The 26,618-nt window shown below is 46.3% G+C and carries 25 protein-coding genes and 1 riboswitch; of the genes, 13 read left to right on the top strand and 12 right to left on the bottom strand.

The window, feature by feature from the left end; genetic code table 11:
• Window positions 1-68 precede the first annotated feature (68 nt).
• From SEDOR53_RS0114665 to SEDOR53_RS0114645, 4 genes are all read left to right on the top strand, one after another.
• Window positions 69-749, top strand: a complete 681-nt coding sequence (locus tag SEDOR53_RS0114665) for a hypothetical protein (protein WP_037361406.1) — start codon at window positions 69-71, stop codon at window positions 747-749.
• Between the two features lie 94 nt (window positions 750-843).
• Window positions 844-1,056, top strand: a riboswitch (cobalamin riboswitch).
• A gap of 106 nt (window positions 1,057-1,162) precedes the next feature.
• Window positions 1,163-2,131 carry a ribonucleoside-diphosphate reductase small subunit gene (locus tag SEDOR53_RS0114655; protein ID WP_026770400.1) on the top strand — a complete coding sequence of 323 codons (969 nt, stop codon included), beginning with the start codon at window positions 1,163-1,165 and terminating at the stop codon, window positions 2,129-2,131.
• 88 nt (window positions 2,132-2,219) lie between these two features.
• The gene (locus SEDOR53_RS0114650) at window positions 2,220-4,613 is read left to right on the top strand and encodes a ribonucleoside-diphosphate reductase subunit alpha (protein WP_026770399.1); all 2,394 of its coding nucleotides are present in this window, start codon (window positions 2,220-2,222) and stop codon (window positions 4,611-4,613) included.
• Between the two features lie 138 nt (window positions 4,614-4,751).
• Window positions 4,752-6,584 (top strand): UbiD family decarboxylase, encoded by a 1,833-nt coding sequence (locus tag SEDOR53_RS0114645; RefSeq protein WP_026770398.1) that lies wholly within the window; start codon window positions 4,752-4,754, stop codon window positions 6,582-6,584.
• Here SEDOR53_RS0114645 and SEDOR53_RS18155 read toward each other — a convergent pair.
• The 12 genes from SEDOR53_RS18155 to panC all read right to left on the bottom strand — a co-directional run bounded on the left by SEDOR53_RS18155 (window position 6,571) and on the right by panC (window position 18,685).
• Window positions 6,571-7,545 carry a c-type cytochrome gene (locus SEDOR53_RS18155; protein WP_084220444.1) on the bottom strand — a complete coding sequence of 325 codons (975 nt, stop codon included), beginning with the start codon at window positions 7,543-7,545 and terminating at the stop codon, window positions 6,571-6,573. The two genes, SEDOR53_RS0114645 and SEDOR53_RS18155, sit on opposite strands and share 14 nt — an antisense overlap.
• Window positions 7,546-7,574: 29 nt before the next feature.
• The gene (locus SEDOR53_RS0114635; RefSeq protein ID WP_026770397.1) at window positions 7,575-8,273 is read right to left on the bottom strand and encodes a twin-arginine translocation signal domain-containing protein; all 699 of its coding nucleotides are present in this window, start codon (window positions 8,271-8,273) and stop codon (window positions 7,575-7,577) included.
• A gap of 211 nt (window positions 8,274-8,484) precedes the next feature.
• Window positions 8,485-10,008 (bottom strand): aldehyde dehydrogenase family protein, encoded by a 1,524-nt coding sequence (locus SEDOR53_RS0114630; protein ID WP_026770396.1) that lies wholly within the window; start codon window positions 10,006-10,008, stop codon window positions 8,485-8,487.
• A gap of 192 nt (window positions 10,009-10,200) precedes the next feature.
• Window positions 10,201-10,899: a LytTR family DNA-binding domain-containing protein gene (locus tag SEDOR53_RS0114625; protein ID WP_026773770.1), complete on the bottom strand. Its 699-nt coding sequence runs from the start codon at window positions 10,897-10,899 to the stop codon at window positions 10,201-10,203.
• On the bottom strand, window positions 10,899-11,951 hold the full coding sequence (locus tag SEDOR53_RS18150) for a sensor histidine kinase (protein ID WP_051416667.1): 1,053 nt from the start codon (window positions 11,949-11,951) through the stop codon (window positions 10,899-10,901). Before SEDOR53_RS18150 ends, SEDOR53_RS0114625 begins: the two co-directional genes overlap by 1 nt.
• A 109-nt stretch (window positions 11,952-12,060) precedes the next feature.
• Window positions 12,061-12,876: a 3-methyl-2-oxobutanoate hydroxymethyltransferase gene (gene panB, locus SEDOR53_RS0114615; RefSeq protein ID WP_026770394.1), complete on the bottom strand. Its 816-nt coding sequence runs from the start codon at window positions 12,874-12,876 to the stop codon at window positions 12,061-12,063.
• 30 nt (window positions 12,877-12,906) lie between these two features.
• The gene (locus tag SEDOR53_RS0114610) at window positions 12,907-13,800 is read right to left on the bottom strand and encodes an exopolyphosphatase (protein WP_026770393.1); all 894 of its coding nucleotides are present in this window, start codon (window positions 13,798-13,800) and stop codon (window positions 12,907-12,909) included.
• Complete coding sequence (gene ppk1, locus SEDOR53_RS0114605; protein ID WP_232214782.1) at window positions 13,781-15,898, bottom strand: polyphosphate kinase 1; 2,118 nt, start codon at window positions 15,896-15,898, stop codon at window positions 13,781-13,783. The genes SEDOR53_RS0114610 and ppk1 overlap by 20 nt, the downstream gene beginning before the upstream one ends.
• Before the next feature lie 34 nt (window positions 15,899-15,932).
• Window positions 15,933-16,430: a D-glycero-beta-D-manno-heptose 1-phosphate adenylyltransferase gene (rfaE2, locus tag SEDOR53_RS0114600; RefSeq protein ID WP_051416666.1), complete on the bottom strand. Its 498-nt coding sequence runs from the start codon at window positions 16,428-16,430 to the stop codon at window positions 15,933-15,935.
• Between the two features lie 21 nt (window positions 16,431-16,451).
• Window positions 16,452-17,468, bottom strand: coding sequence for a lysylphosphatidylglycerol synthase transmembrane domain-containing protein (locus SEDOR53_RS0114595; RefSeq protein WP_026770390.1), 1,017 nt, complete (start codon window positions 17,466-17,468; stop codon window positions 16,452-16,454).
• Window positions 17,468-17,812, bottom strand: a complete 345-nt coding sequence (gene panD, locus SEDOR53_RS0114590) for an aspartate 1-decarboxylase (RefSeq protein WP_026770389.1) — start codon at window positions 17,810-17,812, stop codon at window positions 17,468-17,470. Before panD ends, SEDOR53_RS0114595 begins: the two co-directional genes overlap by 1 nt.
• A 27-nt stretch (window positions 17,813-17,839) precedes the next feature.
• Window positions 17,840-18,685 (bottom strand): pantoate--beta-alanine ligase, encoded by an 846-nt coding sequence (panC, locus tag SEDOR53_RS0114585; RefSeq protein WP_026770388.1) that lies wholly within the window; start codon window positions 18,683-18,685, stop codon window positions 17,840-17,842.
• A gap of 105 nt (window positions 18,686-18,790) precedes the next feature.
• On the opposite strand from panC, the gene SEDOR53_RS0114580 reads away from it, so the two are divergent.
• The 9 genes from SEDOR53_RS0114580 to SEDOR53_RS0114540 all read left to right on the top strand — a co-directional run bounded on the left by SEDOR53_RS0114580 (window position 18,791) and on the right by SEDOR53_RS0114540 (window position 26,618).
• Window positions 18,791-19,609, top strand: coding sequence for a glycogen/starch synthase (locus tag SEDOR53_RS0114580; RefSeq protein ID WP_026770387.1), 819 nt, complete (start codon window positions 18,791-18,793; stop codon window positions 19,607-19,609).
• Window positions 19,610-19,622: 13 nt separating this feature from the next.
• Window positions 19,623-21,107, top strand: coding sequence for a DUF4270 family protein (locus tag SEDOR53_RS0114575; protein WP_026770386.1), 1,485 nt, complete (start codon window positions 19,623-19,625; stop codon window positions 21,105-21,107).
• Between the two features lie 48 nt (window positions 21,108-21,155).
• Window positions 21,156-22,409 carry a methionine adenosyltransferase gene (metK, locus tag SEDOR53_RS0114570; protein ID WP_026770385.1) on the top strand — a complete coding sequence of 418 codons (1,254 nt, stop codon included), beginning with the start codon at window positions 21,156-21,158 and terminating at the stop codon, window positions 22,407-22,409.
• 72 nt (window positions 22,410-22,481) lie between these two features.
• Window positions 22,482-23,042, top strand: a complete 561-nt coding sequence (locus tag SEDOR53_RS0114565; RefSeq protein ID WP_037361401.1) for an NUDIX hydrolase — start codon at window positions 22,482-22,484, stop codon at window positions 23,040-23,042.
• An 11-nt stretch (window positions 23,043-23,053) separates the two neighbouring features.
• Window positions 23,054-23,797 carry a 23S rRNA (guanosine(2251)-2'-O)-methyltransferase RlmB gene (gene rlmB, locus SEDOR53_RS0114560; RefSeq protein WP_026770383.1) on the top strand — a complete coding sequence of 248 codons (744 nt, stop codon included), beginning with the start codon at window positions 23,054-23,056 and terminating at the stop codon, window positions 23,795-23,797.
• Between the two features lie 180 nt (window positions 23,798-23,977).
• The gene (locus tag SEDOR53_RS0114555) at window positions 23,978-24,856 is read left to right on the top strand and encodes a hydroxymethylglutaryl-CoA lyase (RefSeq protein ID WP_026773778.1); all 879 of its coding nucleotides are present in this window, start codon (window positions 23,978-23,980) and stop codon (window positions 24,854-24,856) included.
• Between the two features lie 13 nt (window positions 24,857-24,869).
• On the top strand, window positions 24,870-25,439 hold the full coding sequence (locus tag SEDOR53_RS0114550) for a zeta toxin family protein (protein ID WP_026770381.1): 570 nt from the start codon (window positions 24,870-24,872) through the stop codon (window positions 25,437-25,439).
• Between the two features lie 6 nt (window positions 25,440-25,445).
• Window positions 25,446-25,598, top strand: coding sequence for a hypothetical protein (locus SEDOR53_RS19145; protein WP_157576845.1), 153 nt, complete (start codon window positions 25,446-25,448; stop codon window positions 25,596-25,598).
• Window positions 25,599-25,625: 27 nt separating this feature from the next.
• The gene (locus SEDOR53_RS0114540) at window positions 25,626-26,618 is read left to right on the top strand and encodes a GSCFA domain-containing protein (RefSeq protein WP_026770380.1); all 993 of its coding nucleotides are present in this window, start codon (window positions 25,626-25,628) and stop codon (window positions 26,616-26,618) included.

Here is a 26,618-nt window from a genome sequence, read left to right as displayed (position 1 = left end):
TCGGATACATGAACGAGGCCATCCTTCATTAGGGTGGCTCACCGTTTCATCCTTTTAAATAATACATCATGGAAACCTTGCCCTCTTATATCGGGGTCGTTTTCGGCTTGACCACCTTGCTGACTGTTTACCTCTTTGCACTGGCCACCACCAAAACGCGCCTGGTACTATCTATCCTGTTCATTTGGCTGGCTGCACAGGCTGTGATCAGCATTACCGGATTTTATTACCGGAACACCCATACCCAGCCGCCGGCCTTTTTGTTGGCCACATTGCCCAATGTGTTGGTGATACTGATTTTATTTATAACGAAACGGGGAAGAACTTTCATTGATGGCATGAATCTGAAAGTGCTTACTATCGTGCACATCATCAGGATTCCGGTTGAGATCGTATTGTTATGGCTTTGGGTACATAAAGTGGTTCCGCAGATCATGACTTTTGAAGGCCGGAATTTCGATATACTATCCGGTATATCGGCACCGTTCATTTACTATCTCGCTTTCCAGAAAGAAACATACAATAAATGGGTACTGTTGGTATGGAATATCATCTGCCTGATTTTACTGATCAATATTGTACGGATTGCCATCCTCTCTGCACCATTCGCTTTCCAGCGCTACGGGTTGGATCAACCAAATATAGCCGTACTTTATTTTCCCTATATCTGGCTTCCGGCCTGTGTGGTACCGGTGGTATTGTTGTCGCACCTGGCATCTATAAGGCTATTATTGAAAAAAGACAAGTGAAAGCTGCGTCGCATAAGCTTTTCTCACATTTTTCAACAACTGGTGCATAAGTCTGTCCGGCTATGTTAAGATTGATTTAGTAATGTTGCTATAGGATTAATGGTTGCGGTATAGTTGTTCTGCGTTTTACTGCATTAAAAGGGAATCCGGTGATGAATCCGGAACTATCCCCGTAGCTGTGAACCCGACGCCCCAGCGGGCATGTATCCCTGGAATCCAATCAGCCACTGTTCCTGCCTGCAGGAATGGGAAGGCTCCTCCAGGGATCGGGTAAGTCAGAAGACCTGCCATATATCCAGGAATATTGTCGTGCTTTCGGGTGAAAAGCAAGACTGGTCATCAGTTGAGGAACCTTCTTCTCTTGTAATCGACCCGTCTCCCTAACCCAAGGCATCAGTAATAAAAACATTACTATGCAACAGGAAGAAATTTTATTGAAAGAAAACAAGGATCGTTTCGTGATCCTGCCCATCAATTATCCCAAAGTATGGGAACAGTATAAAAAACACGAAGCCAGTTTCTGGACCGCAGAAGAGATAGACCTGGGAGGTGACCTGAAAGACTGGCAATCGTTGAACGATGGAGAAAGACATTTCATCTCGCATGTACTGGCTTTTTTTGCTGCCAGTGATGGCATCGTGAACGAGAACCTGGCCGTGAATTTCATGAGTGAAGTCCAGTTGCCCGAAGCGCGCTGCTTCTATGGTTTCCAGATCATGATGGAAAATATCCATTCCGAAACCTATGCTTTGCTGATAGATACTTATATCAAAGATCCTGTTCAGAAAGACAAATTATTCCATGCGATAGATACCGTTCCTGCTGTGAAGAAAAAAGCAGAATGGGCTTTGCGCTGGATAGAAAACGGAAACTTTGCAGAGAGACTGGTAGCATTTGCAGCCGTGGAAGGTATTTTTTTCAGTGGCAGTTTCTGTTCTATTTTTTGGTTGAAGAAAAGAGGATTGATGCCGGGCCTCACCTTCAGTAATGAACTGATCAGTCGCGATGAAGGACTGCATTGCGAGTTCGCCTGCTTGTTGTACAGCATGCTGCAAAACAAATTGTCACAGGAGCAGGTATACGAGATCATCACGGATGCAGTAAAGATTGAAAAAGAGTTCATCACCGAAGCGTTGCCGGTAGACCTCATTGGCATGAATGCGCGGTTGATGCAGCAATACATTGAATTCGTAGCAGACCGTTGGGTAGCTGAACTGGGTTATCCCAAAATATTCAATGCATCCAATCCTTTCGATTTCATGGAAATGATTTCCCTGGAAGGAAAGACCAATTTCTTTGAAAAGAGGGTGGGAGACTACCAGAAAGCAGGGGTACTTGCAGGTAAAGAAGCGCAGACATTTTCAACGGACGAAGACTTTTAGCACGTCATCCTCGGGATGACGATGTAAAATGCTCGGAATGACAATAGTGTAAACAAAACAAACCATAACTCATTAAAATTATACAATCATGCAGGTAATCAAGAGAAACGGAAAAAGAGAGAGCGTAAAGTTCGATAAGATCACAGCGCGCATAGAAAAATTATGTTATGGCCTCGACCGCAGGTTTGTGAATGCGGTGGATGTGGCTAAGAAAGTTATTGAAGGATTGTATGATGGAGTGGCTACCACGGAACTGGATAACCTGGCGGCGGAAACGGCGGCTTCACTCACGGTAAAGCATCCCGATTATGCATTACTGGCCAGCCGCATTGCCGTGAGCAACCTGCATAAAAATACCACCAAACGGTTTTCCAAAGTGATGCAGCAATTGTATGAATGCACCGATACCAAAACAGGAAAACATCTTCCGCTGCTTGCCGATGATGTGTGGCAGATCATACAGGATAACGCAGAGCTGTTGGATTCTACTATTATATACGATAGGGATTATGGCTTTGATTATTTCGGTTTTAAAACACTCGAAAAATCATACCTGCTCAAGATCGATGGCAAAGTAGCTGAGCGTCCGCAACAAATGTATATGCGCGTGGCCATCGGTATCCACAAAAATGATATCGAAAGCGCCATCAAAACTTATCACCTCATGAGTGAAAGATGGTTTACGCACGCTACGCCTACTTTGTTCAATGCCGGAACACCCAAACCGCAGATGAGCAGTTGTTTCCTGCTGACCATGAAAGACGACAGCATTGAAGGTATTTACGATACCCTCAAACAAACTGCCCGTATTTCTCAAAGCGCCGGTGGTATTGGGTTGGCTATTCACGGGATACGTGCTACAGGCAGCTATATTGGCGGCACCAACGGTACCAGCAACGGTATTATTCCCATGCTGCGTGTATTCAATGATACGGCCAGGTATGTAGATCAGGGCGGCGGCAAACGCAAAGGCGCTTTTGCCATTTACCTGGAACCCTGGCACGCAGATGTGTTCGAGTTCCTTGATCTGCGTAAAAACCATGGGAAAGAAGAAATGCGTGCGCGTGATCTCTTCTATGCGCTCTGGATACCTGATTTGTTCATGAAACGCGTGGAAGCTGACGGAGAATGGAGTTTATTTTGTCCGAATGAAGCACCCGGATTACACGAATGCTGGGGCGATGCGTTTGAAGAATTGTATACCCGTTATGAAAAAGAGGGCAGAGCAAAAAGAACAGTCAAAGCACAGGAACTTTGGTTTGCCGTTCTCGATGCACAGATTGAAACGGGAACGCCTTACCTGTTATATAAGGATGCCGCCAACGGCAAGAGCAACCAGCAGAACCTGGGAACCATCAAGAGCTCCAATCTCTGTACCGAGATCATGGAATATACTTCACCCGAAGAAGTAGCGGTGTGTAACCTGGCATCACTGGCATTGCCCAAATATGTGATCAACGGGCAGTTCGATCACCAAAAGCTGTATGAGGTTACGTATGAAGCTACCAAAAATCTCAACCGGATCATCGACTACAACTATTATCCTGTTGAAGAAGCACGTACTTCGAATCTCAAACACCGTCCCATTGGCCTCGGCGTACAGGGACTGGCTGATGTATTCATCCTGTTGCGCCTTCCTTTTGAAAGCGATGAAGCAAAACAACTCAACAAAGAAATATTTGAGACCATTTATTTTGCTGCGATGACGGCCAGTAAAGACCTGGCTAAAGTAGAAGGCCCTTATGAAACCTATGCGGGCTCACCGGTATCGAAAGGTATTTTCCAATTCGATATGTGGAATGCAGAGCCGACACTTCGTTGGGATTGGTATACTTTGAAAGCTGAAGTGCTGAAATACGGTGTCCGTAATTCATTGCTGGTAGCCCCCATGCCTACCGCTTCTACTTCACAGATACTGGGCAACAATGAGTGCTTTGAACCTTATACTTCCAATATTTATGTGCGTCGCGTGCTGAGCGGAGAGTTCGTAGTGGTGAACAAACACCTCCTGCACGACCTGGTGGCACTGAATCTCTGGAACGACGACATGAAGAATGAGATCATGCTGCACAACGGCTCCATACAAAAGATCAATGGTATTCCCGATGATATCAAGGAAATCTATAAAACTGTTTGGGAGATCAAACAAAGAGCAGTGATCGATATGGCGGCAGACAGGGGCGCTTATATCTGCCAGTCACAATCGCTTAATCTGTTTGTAGATGCACCCACCACGGCCAAGCTTACTTCCATGCATTTTTACGCCTGGAGAAAAGGACTTAAAACAGGCATGTATTACCTGCGTACCAAAGCTGCTTCACAAGCGGTGCAGTTCACAGTGGAAAAGCAAGGCGGCAAAACCGTGGAGCCCCTGGTAGATACACACCAGTTATCGGTTGTAGAGGGTAGTGCTGTAAATGATCAGTTGTTGAACGGAGGCACTTGCACCATGCAGGAAGGCTGCATTACCTGCAGCGCGTAAAATGTCTGATGTGTATAATTGCTCGTCATCCTGAGCGAGCGAAGCGAGTCGAAGGAGCTACTGAAAGTTGCATGAGATCCCTCGGCTGCGCTCGGGATGACGTTCAAAATCAGATCAGACATTCCTTACCTTTACTGTATGTATATTTCTCTTGAATCTTGTTTATCAGACCTGGAAAGAAACGGCCATCTTATAAGAGTGAAGGAAGAAATTGATCCTTACCTTGAAATGGCGGCAGTTCATCTTCGCGTGCATGAAGCGGGAGGACCGGCTTTATTGTTTGAAAATGTAAAAGGATCCCGTTTCAGGGCAGCATCTAATATTTTCGGCACACTGGATCGAAGCAAATTTATTTTCAGGGATACGCTGGAAAAAGTACAACAGCTGATAGCGCTCAAAAATGATCCGCTGAAAGCATTGAAACATCCTTTCAGCCATATTCAAACGGCGCTGGCGGCTGCCAAAGCTTTTCCTTTGAAGAACCCTTCTTCAAAACCTGTTTTATACGAAGAGGTAAAGCTATCCGATATTCCACAGGTGCATCACTGGGTCAAAGACGGCGGTGCTTTCATTACACTGCCGCAGGTGTACACCGAAGATGTGGATCAGCCAGGTATCATGCAATCGAACCTGGGCATGTATCGTATTCAATTATCGGGCAATGATTATGTGCCGGATAAAGAAGCAGGACTGCATTACCAGATACACAGGGGTATTGGTGTGCACCAGGCCAAAGCCAATCAAAAAGGTATTCCCTTAAAAGTAAGTTGTTTTGTTGGCGGACCACCTGCGCATACCGTGGCAGCGGTTATGCCATTGCCTGAAGGTATCAGTGAAATGACTTTTGCAGGTGTATTGGGCGCCCGCAGGTTCCGTTATATTTACCGGGATGGTTATTGCATCAGTACCGATGCCGATTTTGTGATCACGGGTGAAGTATATCCCGGCGAAAACAAACCCGAAGGACCTTTTGGTGATCACCTGGGTTATTACAGCCTCACGCATCCTTTCCCGGTAATGCGTGTACACAAAGTGTATGCGAAGAAAAATGCCATCTGGCCTTTTACAGTAGTAGGAAGACCTCCGCAGGAAGATACCAGCTTCGGGCAGTTGATCCATGAGATTACAGGCAATGCCATTCCAAAAGAAATCCCCGGTGTAAAAGAAATTCATGCGGTAGATGCCGCCGGCGTACATCCCTTATTGCTGGCCATTGGCAGCGAAAGGTACACGCCTTATATGCCCGTGAAACAACCGGCAGAACTGCTCACCATTGCCAATCATATACTGGGAACAGGCCAGCTCAGCCTCGCTAAGTTCCTGTTCATTGTGGCAGATGATACGGGGCATTGCAGCACACATAAGGTAAGGGATTTTATGATGTATTTGTTGGAACGGATAGACCTTACGCGCGACGTGCATTTTCATACCAATACCACGATTGACACACTGGATTATTCCGGAGCGAGCCTCAATTCCGGCAGTAAAGTGGTGCTGGCTGCTTGTGGCGACATCAAACGAATACTTGATACAACAGTACCAGCCCCCGTAAAAGACATCCACATATTTTCACATCCTGAAATGGCTATGCCCGGCGTTCTTTGCCTGCAAGCCAAACCTTTTGTTGACTATGACACTGCACAACAGGAAATAGAAATATTGAACCAGCAATTGCAATTGCATGTAGACGAACTGAATGGTGTACCCATCATCATATTGTGCGATGATGCAGCGTTCACAGCAGCTTCCATGCACAATTATCTTTGGGTTACTTTCACCCGCTGTAATCCATCACATGATATTTATGGCATCGCCTCATTTACGCTTCATAAACATTGGGGATGTAAGGGACCGCTGGTGATCGATGCGCGTATCAAACCGCATCATGCACCACCACTTGAAAAAGATCCGGCTACTGAAAAAGCAATTGACAGGTTCTTTGCAAAAGGTGGAAGCCTCAATGGATATTAAGCTTTTGTTCTTGCTGAATGGGACCGAAAGGCCCGTATTTATGCTGCTGCTGGCTGAAGGTATCGGCATAAGGACCAAAAGGATGATCGATGGGTTTTGATGCGATCACGGGCCAGTCTTTGATAAAATGTGCTACGGGTCTTGGTTGTGAATTAACGAATGCCGCTACATCCCATGCTTCTTCGTCTTTCAGTTCGGCAGTCCGGTAGTTGATGCCGAAAGGCATATTGTCCTTTACATACCCTGCAAAATGGGAAAGCCGGTAAAGACCTGCGGCTGTATTATAGCTATGCGGTCCCCAAAGCGGGGGATATACATATCCAGACTGATCAGGCTGCATGATACCTTGTCCATCGGCCCCATGGCAACGCTGGCATTTGGTTTCGTACACCTGTTTCCCTTTTTGCGGATCTGCGGCGCGGTTGAGATAGGCCAGTTTTTTGATGCCGCTCCCTGCAGGTGTTTTTCCTTTTGGTACGTCACGTCCCAGCCATTGCATGTAAGCGAGGATGGCTTTCATTTCGTGACAGGTACTATCCAAAGGTTTCCCGTTCAGGCTCCTTGATAAGCAATCGTTCACGCGCTTTACCATGGTTTCCATATTACCACTCCTGGCCCTGAACCTGGGATAAGTAGCATATACGCCGCTGTAATTGTTGCCCCATGGTTTGGTGCCTGCATCGAGATGGCAATTCTGGCAATTCATACCGTTGGTTTGTTGACGGATACTTCCTTTAGGGCCAAGGTAGGTAGCAGTATGAGCAATCAACTCCCTGCCATACCGGATCATATCGCCTTTGGGCGAATGGGGAATAGTACTGGTATCAGGAGCCTGCCATACGGCGGCTTTCTTTGTTTTTGCTTGAACAGGAGTTGGCGGTTCTTGTTTGTTGTTACGGCAGGAAAACATCACTACACTTGCCGATACAAGCGTAGTGATGTGGGATCTAAAAAAATGCATAAGCGTATTTCGATTCTTAGCGGGCAAAGCTATCCTACAAAACAATAAGCGCAACCATGTTCCTGCGCGCGGCCTACAGCCCATACGCCGGAAGGCATGGGTTGAATACCGGGGAGCAGTCCGGACATCCAGTCTTTTTTAATTTCTGCAGGATCTTTGCCCACTCCCTGTGCCATGGCGGAGCTGTATACAGTCATGGCCATATCGCAAACGCCGAACATTACACCGCTTTCCTGTAATTGATCGATGCCAATGTCTACGCTGCCTATACCCGGCACTTTATAATCTCCGGGCTGGGGTTTCCAGAAGGGATTGCGAACAGCAGGTGCTTTTGTTTTGGGGTCGTCTACTTTGAACATTTCCCCGAACTTATATTGTTCCCAGATGCGGTCTTCAAAAGCATAAGGAATGCCGGAGTGTCGAAGGATCACCACTACGTTGTTTTCTTTTTCCGGTGTACCGGTGGCCTGGTTGGTGAGCAGAAAGACCCTGGGCCATGCAAAGGGGAAAATTTCATGCGGAGCAGGCACATCGAAAACGATCTTGTGTTTGCCTTTGAGCTTGCTGAACCATTCATCGGCTTCGCCGATCATTTCATTGTGGGTAGGGCTGGCAGCAGCAGCAAAAGGGGTGACCAAAGATCCGATGCCCATCGCAGCAGCGCTCGTGGCAATAGCTCCGATAAAGTTCCTTCGATCTGTACCCTGGGTAACAGTCTTGTTTTTCATAAAATAGAAAGGTTTAGTTAGCAATGAAAATGAACAGATGCTGACAGGTCGTTAAACCTTTTGTTGATGCTGAAAACACTTAAGGGGGGAGATGGAAAACCTGCTTCACAAACGATTCACGCCTGTCAGATTTGCTTACTAACATAAGGTGTTTTTTCCTGACTTGCAATAGGCTGTCAGGGAAAAAAGCAAATTAAATGAAAGATTAATCTCAGAGATCAAACCGGATGCCCTGCGCCAGCGGCAGTTGAGTACCCCAGTTGATGGTGTTGGTTTGCCTGCGCATATAAGCTTTCCAGGCGTCGCTGCCACTCTCGCGTCCTCCGCCTGTTTCTTTTTCCCCGCCGAAAGCGCCGCCGATCTCTGCTCCGCTGGTACCTATGTTGATATTGGCAATGCCACAGTCGCTACCCGCATGTGAAAGGAACTGTTCCGTCTCTCGCATATTCAGCGTCATGATGGCCGAGGAGAGACCTTGCGGAACGCCGTTTTGCAAGGCAATGGCTTCATCGATGGTGCGGTATTGCATCAGGTATAAAATAGGAGCGAAGGTTTCGTGCTGTACAATGGGGAAATCATTGGAAGCCTCGGCAATACAGGGTTTTACATAGCAGCCGCTTTCATAACCGGGGCCTGAAAGTACACCGCCCTCCACTATAAAACGGGCGCCTTGTTCGCGCGCCTGCTCAATGGACTGAAGATAAAGTGCTACTGCATCCTTATCAATCAATGGGCCTACATGATTGGCCGTATCCAGCGGGTTACCAATGCGCAACTGCCCGTAAGCCTTCACCAGTTTTTGTTTGAAATTTTCATACACCGTTTCATGTATGATGAGGCGGCGGGTACTAGTGCAACGCTGGCCGGCCGTACCCACAGCACCAAACAAAGCGCCCAATAATGCCATGTCAAGATCGGCATCTTTAGATATGATGATAGCATTGTTACCACCCAGTTCCAATATGCTCCTGCCCAGTCTTGCTGCCACAGCAACATTCAATGCTTTACCCATACGGGTGGAGCCGGTGGCCGATACCAATGGTATGCGTGTATCATGACTGATCCATTCTCCCACATCCCTGCCTCCCTGCACCAGGCAGTTAACGCCTTCGGGTACCTGGTTCTTTTTGAAAACAGTTGCTATAATGTTTTGTACGGCAATACCACATAGCGGTGTTTTCTCGCTGGGCTTCCATACGGTAGTGTTGCCGCAAACCCATGCCAGCGCTGCGTTCCAGCTCCATACCGCTACCGGGAAATTAAAGGCTGAAATGATGCCGGTTACACCCAGCGGATGCCACTGTTCGTACATCCTGTGCAACGGACGTTCGCTGTGCATAGTCAGACCATATAGTTGACGGGAAAGTCCCACTGCGAAATCACATATATCAATCATTTCCTGCACTTCGCCATATCCTTCCTGGAGACTTTTCCCCATTTCATAACTCACCAGCTTACCCAGCGGTTCTTTGAAAGTACGGAGTGCTTCTCCTACCTGGCGAACCACTTCGCCCCGTTTGGGCGCCGGCCACATGCGCCATTCATGGAAAGCCGTTACAGCTTTATCAATTACCTGATTATAAGTATGTTCATCAGCGGCAGTAACACTGCCGGTTTTAAGACCATCTACGGGAGAATAGGAATCGATGCGTTCGCCTTTGCTTTTGAGCCATTCTGAACCTGTTGAAACACCTGCATTTGCTGGTTGTATGCCCAATTTTTCGAGGAAATCCATAGCCTGAGTTTGAATAAAATTACTCAATTACTCAATTAAAAAAGGTACCACATCCGTTGAGAACAACCTGTGATACCTTTTTATTATCTAAAACCCTGCATGAAACGCTTATTCAGCATTTTCAATGTAAAATTAAAGATTGATTAAAAGCGTACAAATCAATTAGGTGAGAATGGCGATTTTGTCGGGGAATCACTTGTTTTTGGAAATCATTAACAATTGGTCGTAGACCTGGCTGTAACTACTGCCTATGGGGATCTCTTTTCCGGCAATCCAGAGCTTGGTTTTGCTGAATTTTTCTATCCTGGCCAGGGGTACGATGAAAGACCGGTGTACCCTTACAAAATCCCTGGCTGGCAATTTTTCCTGGATGCTTTTGAGGGTCATGAGTGTTAATACGGGATTGGGTTTGATATAGATCTTGATGTAATCGTCCAGCGCTTCTACCAACTCAATGTCTTTGAGGTTGATCTTCATGATCTCGTAGTTCACTTTCACGAAAATCGAATTGAGCTGCAACTCCTGTGAACTGAGGAATTCCAGGTATTCTTTGGCTTTGTAAGCGGCTTTTAGAAAACGGTCGTATTCAAAGGGTTTGAGCAGGTAATCTACCGCATCCACGTTGAAGCCTTCCACGGCAAAATCTTTATAAGCAGTGGTAAAAATTACCAGTGGCTTCTGGTTAAGTCCTTTGTAAAACTGGATACCGTTGATGTCGGGCATCTGGATATCCAGGAAGACCAGGTCAACCGGGTTCTGGTTCAGGTATGCTTTTGCTTCATCTGTATTGGTGAAGACTTTTTCCAGTCCCAGGAAAGATATCTTGCCGCAATATTCATTGATCAGTTGCAGTGCAAGGGGTTCGTCATCTATGGCTATGCAGCGTATCATCAGGTAGTAATTTCCAGGTGAACGGTATAATAACGGTTTTCTTCTTTGGTAACCAGTATGTGCTTGCCGGGATACATCAGCTCCAGCCGGCGTTTAACATTATTGATACCTATACCCGTGTTCTCGGTGAGATTGTTCTCCGATGAAACAATATAGTTGACGCAGGTAAAAAATATCTTCCTTTCTTCCGTATGGATACGGATATCAATAGAAGAAGTTTCTTTTGTACTCACCCCGTATTTAAACGCATTCTCTACAAACGGGATAAAAACCAGCGGTGCTATCAACATATCATCTATTGATCCTTCTACGGCAAAATCCAGTTTTACCTTATCTGTCAACCTCACCTGTTGTAACTCAATAAAGTTATGTATAAAATCCACTTCATTGTGCAGCGGAACCAGGTCCCTTTCAGTTTCGGTAAGGATATACCGCATAATGGAGGAAAGCTTCATCACTGCAGGAGCGGTCCTTTCACTGCGCACTATCGCCAGTGAATAGATATTGTTGAGTGTGTTGAAGAAGAAGTGGGGATTTACCTGTGATTTCAGGAAAGACAACTCAGTATTGAGTTTTTCGTTTTCTGTTTCTTTACGTGTTTGTTCTGTTTTGAGCCATCGTTGGGTGATAGAAATACAGGTTCCGAAAGCAAACACGAGGAGGAAAAGAACTGTATTGTAGGGATCGGCAGCAGTGCGGGGGCGCCAACGTGGTGGCCTTGTCATCCTGGGTGTTCCGGTAAAAGCAGGGTTTCTTACAAAAGCATTGTTCTGATAAATGTATTCCGGTTGTACGAACAATGTAGCAATGGCGCGTGGAGCATACAGGAATACAGCCAGGCAGACTGCAACTGAAAGAATATACCACAACCACCGCTCATGGACCATCAACCTGGGAATGAGTACGAGGGTATTGAGGTAATAAAAGAAAACCAGGAAAATGTTGTTACAAATGATGGTTGCCAGCATGTGCTCGCTCATACTGAATTCGCGCAGTCGCGGGAAAAAAAACCAGGTAGGGTAAAAAGAAAAAGCAAACCCAGGCAGCAACATGGGAGAGGACAGTGACTATTTTCTTGTTGTTCATTATTTCAAATCTATTGCGACTGTCACGGAGCAAAAAAGAATTTGGGCGAAATATCGGCTGCGATCGGTGAAATACTCAGTACGATTCGCTTTCAGAAGGAAAGCTGCCTGACTTGATATCTCCAATGTATTGTTTTAACGCTCCCGTTACCTGTTCCTGGAGGTTTAGGTATTGTCGTAGAAAACGTGGTTTGAATTCATTGTTGATGCCCAGCATATCATGCATTACCAGCACTTGCCCGTTACAATGCGGACCTGCGCCAATACCGATGGTGGGTATGGAAAGGCTTTCGCTCACTTCTTTGGCCAGTGAAGCAGGTATTTTCTCCAACACGATAGCATAGCAACCTGCTTCCTGCAACAACTGTGCGTCGCGCTTGAGCTTTTCGGCTTCCAGCTCTTCTTTGGCTCTTACGGCATAGGTGCCGAATTTATAAATGGACTGCGGTGTCAACCCCAGGTGTCCCATCACAGGTATGCCCGCCGATACAATCCGCCGGATGCTGTCCACCACTTCTTCTCCGCCTTCCAGCTTGATGGTATGCGCACCACTCTCTTTCATGATACGGATAGCGGAAGCCAGCGCTATGTCTGAATTGGACTGGTAAGAACCAAAAGGCATATCTACTGCCACCAAGGCCCTGGAAATGCCGCGTACCACGCATTGGGCGTGATAGATCATCTGCTCGAGCGTAATGGGTACGGTGGTCTCATGACCAGCCATCACATTACTGGCACTATCACCCACGAGTACAACATCGATGCCTGCGGCATCGAACAGCCTGGCGAAAGAAAAATCATAGGCCGTGATCATGGAAATATTTTCCCCGCTGGCTTTCATCCTGAGCAGGGTATGGGTGGTTACTTTTTTGATTTCCTTGTTTACAGACATAGCAACAGGGTTGGTTACATTCGGTGCAAATTACAGAACTTTATTGGCTTCCAGTTCGGAATACAAGTGTTGTATGAGCCCGTCGGCAAGACCTATTTTGGGTACGAATATTTCTTCGGTCTCTGCCCAGCGCATCACATTGATGTATATCTGCAGGGCAGGTACGATCACATCGGCCCGGTCGGCCCGCAGCTTGTATATGTTGATGCGTTCTTCAACAGAAAAGTTGGAGATTTCCTTGTAATAATCTTTCAGCAGGTCAAGGCTCAGTGGCTTGCCGTCTTTTTTCTTACTCAGTGAAAACACTTTGTTGATATTGCCGCCTGTACCAATGGCTGTGATCTTTTTATAATTGCGGGTCCTGGTTTTGATCACATCCTTCACTTGATTCCACTTTTCGTCGTCTACCATATCTTTCAGTAGCCGGATAGTGCCTATGTTGAAAGATTCTTTGAACACCAGCTTGCCATCGGCAAAAAAAGTGAGTTCCGTACTGCCACCGCCCACATCTATGTAAAGATAACTGTGGTCAGTATCCATGTTTTCGGCAATATGGTTTTCGTAAATAATAGACGCTTCCAGTTCTCCGCTGATGATCTCTATGGAAATACCTGTTTCAAGTTTGATCTTGCGGATCAGGTCCTCGCTGTTGCGTGCGTCGCGCATGGCGCTGGTGGCGCAAGCAATGATGTGGTCAACGCCATAGGCGTTCATAAGGTGGCTATAGGCTTTCATGGTTTGCAATACCATGCCTCTTTTTTCCTTGGATATTTCTCCTTTCTCAAACACGTCGAATCCCAGGCGCAAAGGCACACGCACCAGGTTCAGTTTGTTGAACAGGGGCTTGCCGGTTATATCATGACCCACTTCTGCAATCAATAATCGCGCGGCATTACTTCCGATATCAATGGCTGCCAGTCTCACTATGCACCGTGTTTTGCTTGTACAGGTAATGATACGTCTCTATCTGCGAACGTATCAATTTTTTGCCTTCGGAAGGTACATAGTTGTTGGATAATTCGTGGTTCAGGATCCGCGCTTTCACGTTGTCTCTTAATTGAATGTGGATAATATCTTTCAATTCTTTACGTATGCCCGGGTCTGTCACGGGCACCGCGGCTTCCACCCGGTGATCCAGGTTCCGTACCATCCAGTCGGCGCTTGAAATAAATATTTTTTCTTTCCCATTGTTATGGAAGATCATCACCCGTGCATGTTCCAGGTATTCATCCACGATACTGATAGCTGTTACATGCTGGCGGATCTTTTTCTGATCGGTCATGGCGCAGCAGATACTTCGTACAATGAGATTGATCGTTACACCCGCTGCCGCAGCCTGGTATAATTTTTCGATGAGCATCGTATCGCTTAGTGAATTGAGTTTGAGGATGATCGAAGCTTCTCTGCCAGCCTTCGCGTGCCTGATCTCGTTCTGAATGAGGGCAAGGAGTTGTTTGCGCATGATGGTCGGACAAACCATCAGTGTTTTGCAAAGTTTGAGTTGGTGTGGCCCCTGTGTCCAGTTAGCCAGGTAATGAAAGATACGGTTGATGTCGGCCATGATATTCCGGTTGGCTGTTAACAGGCAATGGTCGCCGTACACGTGCGCTGTTTTTTCATTGAGATTGCCGGTGCTCACAAAGCCATACTGCACGGTTTTGTTGCCTTTCCTTTTTTTGATGATGCAGAGCTTGGCATGTACTTTCATCCGTGGCACACCCAATAACACTTTTACGCCTTCTTCTTCCAGTATGGCTTTCCATTCCAGGTTAGCTTCTTCATCGAACCGGGCTTTGAGTTCTAACATCACCACAACTTCCTTGCCATTTCTCGCCGCATTGATCAGTGCATTGATCACTTTGGAATTGGAAGCGAGGCGGTAAGCGGTGATCTTAATGGATTTTACATCGGGGTCCATGGCCGCTTCCCGCAACAGGTCGATCAGCGGATCGAAAGAGTGATAAGGAAAATGTAGCATCACATCTTTTTGAATGATCACATCTGTTACGCGCAGACTGCTTCTCAGCGCATGATGGGTGAAGGAGCTGCGACGCAGGCTTTTATGATTGAAAATATCCGGGAAATCCATAAAATGCCTGAAATTATGGATACGCCCGCCTGGAATGACATTACTTTTGCGCGTGAGGTTCAGGCGGTGGGTGAGGTATTCTAACAATCCTGTGTCCATTTCTTTGTCGTACACGAAACGAACCGGCTTCCCTTTACGCCTGTTCTTAAGTCCCTTTTCCATTTTCTCCACAAACGTAGTGCTCACATCATTATCCAGGTCTATCTCTGCGTCTTTGGTTACTTTGAAAATATGGGCGTCGAAAGTATCGTATTCGAAATAAGAGAAGATATGCGGCAGGTTGAAACGCACTACATCTTCCAGCAGGATGATGTGGTGTTCGCCGGGTTTGGAAGGCAGCAAAATAAACCGGCCGATGGCCGTAACAGGCACTTCGATCAGCGCATATTTCTGGTCGTAGGCAGAAGTCTTTTTATGCATGACCACACCCAGGTAAATACTTTTATCCCGCAGGTAGGGCAGGCTGGGCAAAGTTTCGATCATCAGCGGGATGATGTTGGAACGAACTTCCTCGTCGAAGTATTTCCTTACGAAAGCCTGTTGTGCGCGGTTGAGGTGCTTTTCATCAATCAGGAAAATCTTTTCTTTTTTCAGCTCTTTTAATATGCCTTCCCAGATGCGGTTGAATTCATTCTGTTGCTTCAGCACAATGATCTGTATCTGGTCCAGGATGGACTGCGGGTTTTCTTCCATGTGCATGTTGAGTTTTTTTCTCTTTTCAGAAAACTCGAGCATGCGCTTGAGGGTGGCTACCCGCACACGGAAAAACTCATCCAGGTTATTGGAGAAGATACCTAAGAACCTGATCCTTTCTTTGAGGGGAACCGAGGGGTCGTTTGCTTCCTGTAAAACCCTTGCATTAAAACTTAACCAACTGATGTCTCTTTGAATGAGGTGCTTTTTCAACATACCGTTCCGATCTATTCTATTCAAATATAGAAAAGATCAATGGCTGTTGGCGTTAAGTTTATGAATAAGATGATTTGATCTGCCGGATGATGCCGGTAGTAGAGAAGCCTTCCACGATCGGGTTGATTACTACCTTTCCTCCATTGGCCAATACTTCCTTGCTGCCTACGATCTGTTCTACTGTATAATCGCCCCCTTTTACCAGTACATCGGGCAATAGGGCGCTGATCAGTTGCAGTGGTGTATCTTCATCAAAGACCACCACAGCGTCTACCACTACCAGGTTGGCCAGTATCATGGCGCGACTGTGTTCGTGGTTCACAGGCCTGTCAGGACCTTTCAGGGCTTTTACACTCCGGTCGCTGTTTACGCCCACTACAAGGTAATCTGCTTCTTTTGCGGCTTGTGATAAAGAAAAGATATGTCCTTCATGTAAGATATCGAAACAGCCATTGGTGAACGAAATGGTCTTGCCCAATATACGCCATGAAGCGGCTCTCGCCAGTAGTTGCGGAAGCGTTACAATTTTATGGGCGATGGCGTCGATGGCTTTCATAATAAATAATAAAGTATGAGACTAAAGAGAAACCGGTATTTCTTTCTTTTTATTGTAAACGGGTAAGAGAAACAGGCTTAGGGCGCCAATAATGACTACGATGATGAACTGCGCGAACCATTGCAGGGTGCCATTGGCAAAACCCGTTTCAAAAGGAATATCATTTTGTTCCAGCACTTTCGCAATAAAATAAGCATAAGCGCCGATTCCACCGGGTGTTACGATCATGCCGATACTGCCAAAAGCCAGAGCGGCCACTGCATGCTGGAGGCCCAGGTGCGAAGTGCCCGAAGTGGCCAGCAAACCTATCCATGTGCCGAAAATATATAGTCCCCATATCCCCACCGAATACAAAATAAACGCTCTTTTATTCTTGAGCTTGCCAATGCTGCTCAACCCTTCCCAGATACCTTTCAGGATTTTTTTAGCGAGGATCACCACTTTCAGATGCGAGAACTGTCTGAACCATATCCGGATAGTCAGTAAGATCAGCAGCAAAACAACCAGCGCAATAATGATTCGCAACGGGGAAAAGCTGCCACGCTTGTTTTCAAACAATTGCCTGAACAGTTCTGTTCCGTAAGCGCCCAGCACATCGAACTGCGTGATAAGGGCCAGGAAGAATACAATGCCCAATGAGATCACGTCCACCGCTCTTTCGGCCACGATGGTGCCCACGAGTTTCTCTGCCGGCACTTTTTCATAGCGGGCCAGTATGGTACATTTCAACACTTCTCCCAAACGGGGAACAGCCAGGTTGGCCAGGTAACCGATCATCACAGCAAAAAAAGTATTGGTGATATGCGGTTTGTAACCCATGGGTTGCATGAGGATGTTCCACCGCAAGGCCCTTAACAGGTGACTGAGCGCCAGTACCACAAATACAGGGATCACCAGCCAGTAATTGGCCGTTGCCAGGTCTTTTTTAAAATCGCCCCATTTCTCTTTGGGTATCTGGTGCAGGCTCCACCAGACCAGGAAAATGCCCAATCCCAGGAAAAAAAGATATTTCAATATGGAGATGAAGCGTTTATTCATCAGAGTTTATTCCCTTCTTTTGGAAAGACCACCGCAGGCTGGAATTTTTTCGCTTCTTCAAAATCCATGGTGGCATAAGCAATGATCACCACCAGGTCGCCAACGGCTCCGCGGCGGGCAGCCGGACCGTTCAGGCAAACAACACCACTGCCGCGTTTACCTTTAATAAGGTAAGTTTCGAGACGTTCGCCATTATTAACATTGACTACCTGCACTTTTTCATTTTCGATCAGGTTGGCCGCATCCATCAGGTCTTCATCGAGCGTCAGGCTGCCTACATAATGCAGGTTGGCTTCTGTAATAACGGCACGATGGATCTTCGATTTCAATATTTCTATTTGCATCATGGTGCAAAAGTAAGAAGTTCACCATCAATTGAGGGAGAGATTATCAATCAGCCGCACATCCTCCAGGAATGCTGCTGCTAAAGCCACCAGCGGTGTATGGCCATCCCAAGAGTCCACCGGGACAAGCGTTTCGGCGTGCGCAATACTGATATAATCGATCTTGTCAAACCCTGCCGTTGTTAACAAACTGCCGGCATGTTGTATGAGATCATTGGTAGTGCCTTGTTGCAAGTGTGCTTTGATCCATTGAAGCGCCTGGTAGATGGCGGCGGCTGTTTCTTTCCCTTTTTCCGATAACCGCATATTCCGGCTGCTCATCGCAAGGCCAGAAGTTTCTCTTTGTGTTGGGCTGATAACCAATTCCGTTGTAGATCCCATGAGGCGGAGCAATTGTTGAATGACCATGCATTGCTGGTAATCTTTTTGTCCCATGAACAGAAGTTGAGGCGTTACGATCTTCAGAAGACGATACATTACCTGGCAAACACCCTGGAAATGCCCGGGCCTGAACCGCCCTTCCAGCAGGGTTTCAATGTCTCCCAGGGTATAATGCTCAGTGGGGTTTCCATTGGGGTATATTTCATTTACAGAAGGGAGGAACAGGATATCCGTTCCGGCCTTTTCCAATAAAAGGATATCGTTTTCAATGGTGATGGGGTATTTCTCAAAATCGGCCGGATCGTTGAACTGGGCAGGGTTTACAAAAATGCTGCAAATGACCAGGTCGCTTTCCTGGCGGCAGCGCTCAATGAGCGAAATATGCCCTTCGTGCAGCGCCCCCATGGTGGGTACAAACCCCTTTTTTTGCCCTGGAAGGACATGACCTGAAAGGTATTGTTTGAGTTCACCGGCTTTTTTAAAAAGGATCATTGAGGTCTGGATTAAAGGCCCGGATAGGCCAGATATACAAATTCCCTATATTTTTCGTACCTTCGCCAACTCATTTTTGAGCATTCTGGTAAAAAGGGCGTAATAATGTCGACAAAGAAAAGAATTTTATTCATAGCTACTGAAATGTCTCCTTACCTGGAGCTGACAGAATTTGCCGAAGTGATCAACAAGCTGGCTATCAAAAGCAATGATGGTGGATTGGAAGTGAGGTGCATTATGCCCAGGTTTGGGGTGATCAATGAAAGAAGGCACCGGTTGCACGAAGTAGTAAGATTATCCGGGATCAATGTGTCGGTCGATAACGACGATCATCCTTTACAGATCAAAGTAGCCTCCCTGCCCAATGCCCGTTTGCAGGTGTATTTTCTCGAAAATGAGGACTTCTTCAAGCGCAAACAGATCTTTCACGACGACGATGAGCACTGGTTTGAAGACAATGGCCTGCGCACCGTTTTCTTTTGCAAAGGAGCGCTGGAAACAGTGAAGAAATTCGGATGGCCCCCCGATATCATCCATTGTAGTGGCTGGATGACCGGGTTGATACCTGCTTATATTAAAACGGCTTATAAAAAAGAGCCGGTGTTCAGTAATAGTAAAGTGGTATTCACGATCGGACAGAACACATTCAAAGAAAAAATGGGTGCCGATTTCATGAAACAGGCATTGATCAATGCCAACGTGAAGGATAAAGACCTGGAGCCATTCAAAGAAGCGACCAATACGGCTCTTTTCAGAGGTGGCGCAACCTATGCAGATGCCATTAGTTTTGGTGCCGATAAAATAGACAAAAAACTCGTTGAAGAATTTGCCAAAGTAAAGGGTAAAAAAGTAGTTCCCTTCAAAGGCTGGGATTCTGATTTAACAGAGTATTTAGAATTGTACAACGACCTTGCGAGCAAGTAATTACTTACCATCCATGCATTTACCCTTTACACTGCGAAAGCGATTTGTTTTTTCTTTTCTCATCATTTTAATTGTTGCAGGCTGTACGCGCATCACTTCCACCGACCTGGGCAGCGGGCTTATTCCGCCCATCGATGGTGTGATTACCAAGGATACGCTGCTGGATGTTATCACAGATAATTTCGACGACCCCGATACAGCGAGGGTATATCGTTCAGATATGCACGTGCTGGGCGCTATTACCAATGACCCGCTTTTCGGAAAGACCAAAGCGGCGATGTATTTTGAAATGCAGCCCGATTCTTATCCATTTTATATACCGGGCACAAAAGACAGCGTTGTAGTAGATTCGGCGGTGCTGATCCTGCATTACGATGGGGTGTATGGCGATTCCACGCAGCCGCTCCGTATTAATGTTTCTGAGATCGATCCCACCACGCCGATCGACCTTACGCGGAACTATCCCGCCAATTATCCGGATCTGTATCCGATCAGAACCCTCGGTCCGCTGGCAGCTCCCGTAACCGTTGACATCAGGCGCCTGGGCGACTCTGTTAAGAACCGTTTTGAAAAAACTACTAACCAGTTGCGCATCAGGTTGAACAATGATGTGGCCAGGAGGTTCATGAAAGTGTACGATTCGAGTAATGTATATAAGTCAGACTCTTTACTGCGGACCGTTTTTGCCGGCTTTGCTGTTACTGCAGATGCGGTGAGTCCGGCCAACGCCCTGCTCAGGATCAACCTGGTAGATACCAGCACCAAACTGGCGCTCTATTATAATTCCAGCAGCACCGGCGCTACCCAACGGGATACTTCGGTACGGTATTTCAGGTGCCATTCGTCCAGCGGCAGCGTAAACTATGTAACCCGCAACCGCAGCGGAAGTGAAGTCGCCAATCACCTGACCACAACATCCAAACCCGATTCCCTGGTATACCTTCAAACAGGCCCCGGCACTTATGTGCGGGTACGGATACCCGGACTGAAAACGTTATCAAACCGCATCATTCACCGCGCTGAGCTGATTGCTGAGCAGGTGCCCGATGACGCCAATTCAATGCTGGAAACCCAACTGTTGCCACCGCGTTTCCTATTGTTGAGCGTATTCGATTCTGCGAATAATTACAAACGAAATGTACCCAATGACTTCATTGTAGGTTCGAGCGGCGCGAATATTTCTTCTTTTGGAGGAGGGCTCCTGTATAAAACTGTTCCGGGATACGACAGGCTGGGTACTTATGTGTTCGACCTGAGCCGTTATGTACAAGGCATCGTTACCCGGCAGGATACCCTGCAAACGCTTCGCCTCACGGCACCTGTGAACGACTCTTTACATTACCACAATCCCTATCCGGCCAATACCGGTACCGGTTCGCTTTATTATCTAACACCTTCCTCAATAGGTAATACCATTGGTTATGGAAGGATTCGCCTGGGAGGTGGAACGCATTCCCATTTCAGGATGCGCCTGCGGATTATTTATTCACGTATTTGATAGACTATTTCTTACTGATCTATATTTGCACTCACTAAACAAAACAATATGCCTTATCTCTTTACTTCTGAAAGTGTATCTGAGGGACATCCGGATAAAGTGGCCGATCAGATATCTGATGCATTGATCGACAATTTCCTGGCCTTTGACGCACAATCAAAAGTGGCTTGTGAAACACTGGTAACTACCGGTCAGGTAGTATTAGCCGGTGAAGTGAAATCCAAAGCTTACCTGGATGTGCAGGAGATCGCCCGTGGTGTGATCCGTAAGATCGGTTATACCAGGAGCGAATACATGTTCGAAGCCAACAGCTGTGGTATTCTTTCCGCTATTCATGAGCAATCAGCCGATATCAACCAGGGTGTTGACCGTAAGAAGAAAGAAGAGCAGGGAGCGGGCGATCAGGGTATGATGTTTGGTTATGCATCCAATGAAACAGATGATTACATGCCGCTGGCGCTGGACCTGGCCCACAAAATATTGATCGAATTGGCTGCCCTTCGTCGCGAGAACAAGCAGATCAAATACCTGCGTCCCGATGCCAAGAGCCAGGTGACCCTGGAGTATGATGATAACAACAAACCCGTTCGTATCGACGCCATTGTAGTATCTACCCAGCACGATGATTTTGACACCGAGGCCAAAATGCTGGCGAAGATCAAGGAAGACATCATCAAGATCCTGATTCCCCGTGTAAAGAACAAGTACAAGAAATACGCGAAACTGTTCAACGATAAGATCAAATACCATATCAACCCCACTGGTAAATTCGTGATCGGCGGACCACATGGCGATACCGGGGTAACCGGTCGTAAGATCATAGTAGATACCTACGGTGGTAAAGGCGCGCACGGTGGTGGCGCTTTCAGTGGTAAAGACCCCAGCAAGGTAGACCGTTCAGCGGCTTACGCTACCCGTCACATTGCCAAAAACCTGGTAGCTGCGGGTGTGGCCGATGAAGTGTTGGTACAGGTATCTTATGCTATTGGTGTGGCACAGCCTACCAGCATCAACGTGAACACTTTCGGTACCGCCAAAGTGAAGAAGACCGATGGACAGATTGCCAAGATCGTGGAAGGTTTGTTTGATATGCGTCCTTACTTTATTGAGCAGCGCCTGAAACTGCGTAACCCTATCTACAGCGAAACAGCAGCATACGGACACATGGGCCGCAAGAGTGAAGAAGTAACGAAAGAGTTTAAATCGCCCGATGGTAAAGTGAAGAAAGTGAAAGTGGAATTGTTTACCTGGGAGAAACTGGATTATGTTCCGAAAGTGAAGAAAGCATTCGGTTTAAAATAAAAACACTTCATTACAAAAACCTCTGTCAAAAGCAGGGGTTTTTTATTTGAGTGAGGTATTAAATTGATCGCAATGGAAAACAATCCCTGGAAAATAACCGGAGAGAAAGAAGTATACCAGAATCCCTGGATTGCACTGACGGAATACGATGTGCTGAATCCAGCCGGAAAGAAAGGTATTTACGGTAAGGTGCATTTTAAAAATACGGCCGTAGGTATTATGGTATTGGATGAAGGGATGAACACCTACCTGGTAGGACAATACCGTTTCCCTTTACAGGCCTATAGTTGGGAAATTCCCGAAGGAGGTAGCCTGATCGCCGGCGGTGTTGCCCCGCTGGAAGGGGCTAAGAGGGAGTTGCTGGAAGAAACAGGACTGGTGGCTGCACACTGGCAGCCCTTACTGGAAATGCATCTCTCCAATTCTGTGAGTGATGAAAAAGCCATTATTTACCTGGCAACAGGCCTCACACAACAGGAGGCTGAGCCGGAAGAAACGGAACAACTGGTGGTACGTAAAATGCCCTTTGAAGAGGTATATCAAATGGCTGAAAAAGGAGAGATCACTGATTCGATGAGTGTGGCTGCTATTATAAAAGTGAAATTGATGTTGGTTCAGGGACGATTGAAATAATACATTTGCAGATGGCTGTTAAACAAAGTTCCCTGATCATAGGGCGGCAACCCCTGATAGAAGCGCTCGAGTCCGGAAGGGCCATCGATAAAATATTGCTGCAAAAAAATACTGGTGGCGACATAGTAAACCAGATCAGGCAGCTGGCGCGTGAACGCCAGGTACCTATACAGCCTGTTCCGGTAGAAAAGCTCAACAGTCTTACCCGTGCCAATCACCAGGGCGTGCTGGCTTTCGTTGCATTGGTGCCTTATCTCGATCTGCAACAGGTGATAGACCATGTGGTATCGAAAGGAGAAGCGCCTTTGTTCGTAATGCTCGATGGGGTGACTGATGTGCGCAATATCGGCGCCATAGCCCGAAGCGCAGTTTGTTGCGGTGCACAGGCCATCATCATTCCCGATAAAGGAGTAGGTGCCCTGAACGAAGAAGCCATGAAAAGCAGTGCCGGTGCACTGGAGCACATCCATATTTGCCGGGTGAACAGCCTGCTCAAAGCCGTTGATACCTTGCATCTGAATGGTATACAGGTCTTTACCAGTGAAATGCGCGCCGATAAAAAAGTATTTGAGCTCCATTTTCCCAATCCCTGCTGTATCATCATGGGTGATGAAGGCAGGGGAGTGCAGGCGCATCTTGCCAAAGCAGCCGATGCTTTTTTTACTATCCCTATGGCTACGAAATTCGATTCCTTCAATGTTTCGGTGGCAACGGGGATCGTGCTTTATGAAGCCATGAAGCAGCGGATTAAATAATCCAAACATTTTTTTCTATTTTGATAGGAAATTAAAACCCTATCATTCTGTAGGTATTGGTCTTTTGGGTGTATCCCTTGCATTTGGATTAACCGTTCTTACGACCGCTTATTCATTGTGCCCCATTTCGGGCACTCACCGTTTTGCTTTTGACTTTTGCATTTAGTGTAACTTGCTGTCATGAATGCCGATACTTTATTGCCTGCTTTGCAGCTTATAGAATGTCCCCGCGATGCCATGCAGGGATGGCCGCATTTGATTGCAACTGCCGATAAGGTCCGGTACCTGAATGCATTGCTGCAAGTAGGTTTTGATACATTGGATTTCGGGAGTTTTGTTTCTCCCAAAGCAATTCCGCAAATGGCGGATACAAGGGAAGTATTGAAAGGGTTGGACCTGGGCAGTACTTCTACAAAACTATTGGCCATTGTAGCCAATGAGCGGGGGGCGGAAGAAGCAGTGGTGTATGATACGGTGCATTACCTTGGATTTCCTTTTTCCATTTCCCCCACATTTCAACTCCGCAATACCAACAGTACCATAGAAGAAAGTGAGAAGCGGGTGGATGCTATTCAGGAATTGTGCCTGAAAACCGGAAAAGAACTGGTGATCTACCTCAGCATGGGTTTCGGTAATCCATACAATGATCCATATAATGAAGATATTTTATTGCAATGGGCTGATGCGATGGCTGAAAAAGATATTCGTATTATATCGTTGGCCGATACCGTTGGATTAGCCACTCCCTCCCAGATCAGCAAGGCACTGATTACATTGATTCCCCAACACCCGGATATTACTATCGGTGTGCATCTGCACTCCACTGCTCAAAACTGGGAAGCTAAACTCACTGCGGCGCTTGATGCGGGTTGCCTGCGTTTCGACGGCGCCCTGAAAGGTATCGGCGGCTGCCCCATGGCGCAGGATGAACTGATCGGAAATATGGATACTTTGCTGATGATACCTTATTTTCAAAAAAGAAACTTATCATTGGATTTGGACGAAATAGCTTTGAAAATGAGTACTCATTTAGCAACAACCCTATTTGTCCAGCCCTAAACTGTATTCAAAATTGCCTACCATATTTATCATAGCAGGGTGTAATGGAGCGGGAAAAACAACCGCTTCTTTTACGGTATTACCTGACTTGTTGAACGTCAAAGAGTTCGTAAATGCAGATGAAATAGCCAGAGGACTTTCGCCATTTCAACCAGAAAAAGTATCTATTGAAGCAGGCAGAATTATGCTCAAACGTATTGATGAATTGATTGAGTTAAAACATGATTTTGCCTTCGAAACTACGTTGGCAACACGAAGTTTTGTAAATCTTTGTATTGAGGCAAAAAAGAAAGGATATGCTATTTGCCTCGTTTTTCTGTGGCTTGATAGTCCTGAATTGGCAATTGAACGTGTAAAACAACGGGTATCAACTGGCGGACATGACATCCCGCGTGAAACTATTATAAGAAGATACCAAACAGGTCTGAAGAATTTCGTTACTTTGTATAAGGATGTTGTTGACTTCTGGCTTTTATTCGATAATTCACGAACAGATCAGGAGTTGATAGCGGAAGGGAAATGGGGAAAGCGGCCTATGGTTTATAATTCTGAAAAATGGGCGATTATTCAATCTTATGCTTAATCTGACATGGAAACCACAGAAATAAAAGCTAAAATCATTGAGGGGAATAGACTTGCCTTAAAAAAACTGGTGGAAAAGAAGAAGAAGGAGGGTTCATTTCTTCTTGTGTCTGAGAAAGGGAAAGTGGTAAAGGTAAATGCCAAGGATATTAAATTATAACCCTGGAGTCCTGGAGTTTCTGCACTTATGAAATTTCATTTTGAATTTGATGTGAAGAAAATGTTGCACCCGATTCAACACCAGCATAACCTGATGTTGATAGGCTCCTGTTTTACAGAGAATATGGGAGAGAAGTTGCAGAAACACAAATTCAAAGTGATGGATAATCCTAATGGTATACTGTTCAACCCGGTAAGTGTTGCAGAAGCCATCACGGCCTATGTAGACAATACTATCTATACAGCAGCAGACCTTTTCCAATACAACGATGCATGGCATAGTTGGAAACACCACAGCCGCTTTTCGGCAACAACAGCTGAAGCATCATTGCAAAAGATCAATACCGCCACAGCGGCTGCACATGCTTACCTGTCAAATGCCGATCATATCATGATCACGCTGGGCTCTGCGTGGATTTATACTTTAACAGAGAAAGCCCCCCAGGCTAAACACGGATCTGTAGCTGCCAATAACCACAAGGCGCCCGCTGATTGGTTTTACAGGCGCCTCATGGCTATAGAAGAAGTGCTGAGTGTGCTGGATAATATGATCCACCGCTTGTTTTTCTTCAACCCTAAATTGAAGATCATTTTTACCATCAGCCCCGTACGTCATCTGCGTGAAGGAGTGATAGAGAACAACAGGAGCAAAGCCGTGCTGATACAAGCCGTGCATCATCTTGTTGACAAGTTCGATCGCCTGTATTATTTTCCTGCGTATGAACTGGTAATAGATGATCTGCGTGATTACCGGTTTTATGCCGAAGACCTGGTGCACCCCAACTACCAGGCCACGCAATATGTATGGGAAAAATTCCTGGGCGCCTGCATGGATGATGATACACGAAACCTGATCAAAGAAATTGCCGAGATCAATATTGCCCATAACCACCGCCCTTTTAATGCTACGTCGGCCCAGCACAGGAAATTCATGGCTAGTTATCATGAAAAGACCTGGCAATTACAGCAAAAACATCCCTACCTGGATTTCAGCGAAGAGCTACAATACTTCGCTTTTTAG

Origin of the sequence: Asinibacterium sp. OR53 (assembly GCF_000515315.1) — a bacterium.
GTDB lineage: Bacteria > Bacteroidota > Bacteroidia > Chitinophagales > Chitinophagaceae > Sediminibacterium.
The sequence above is the reverse complement of the archived record's forward strand: the minus strand, read 5'-3'. Positions and strand labels throughout refer to the sequence as shown.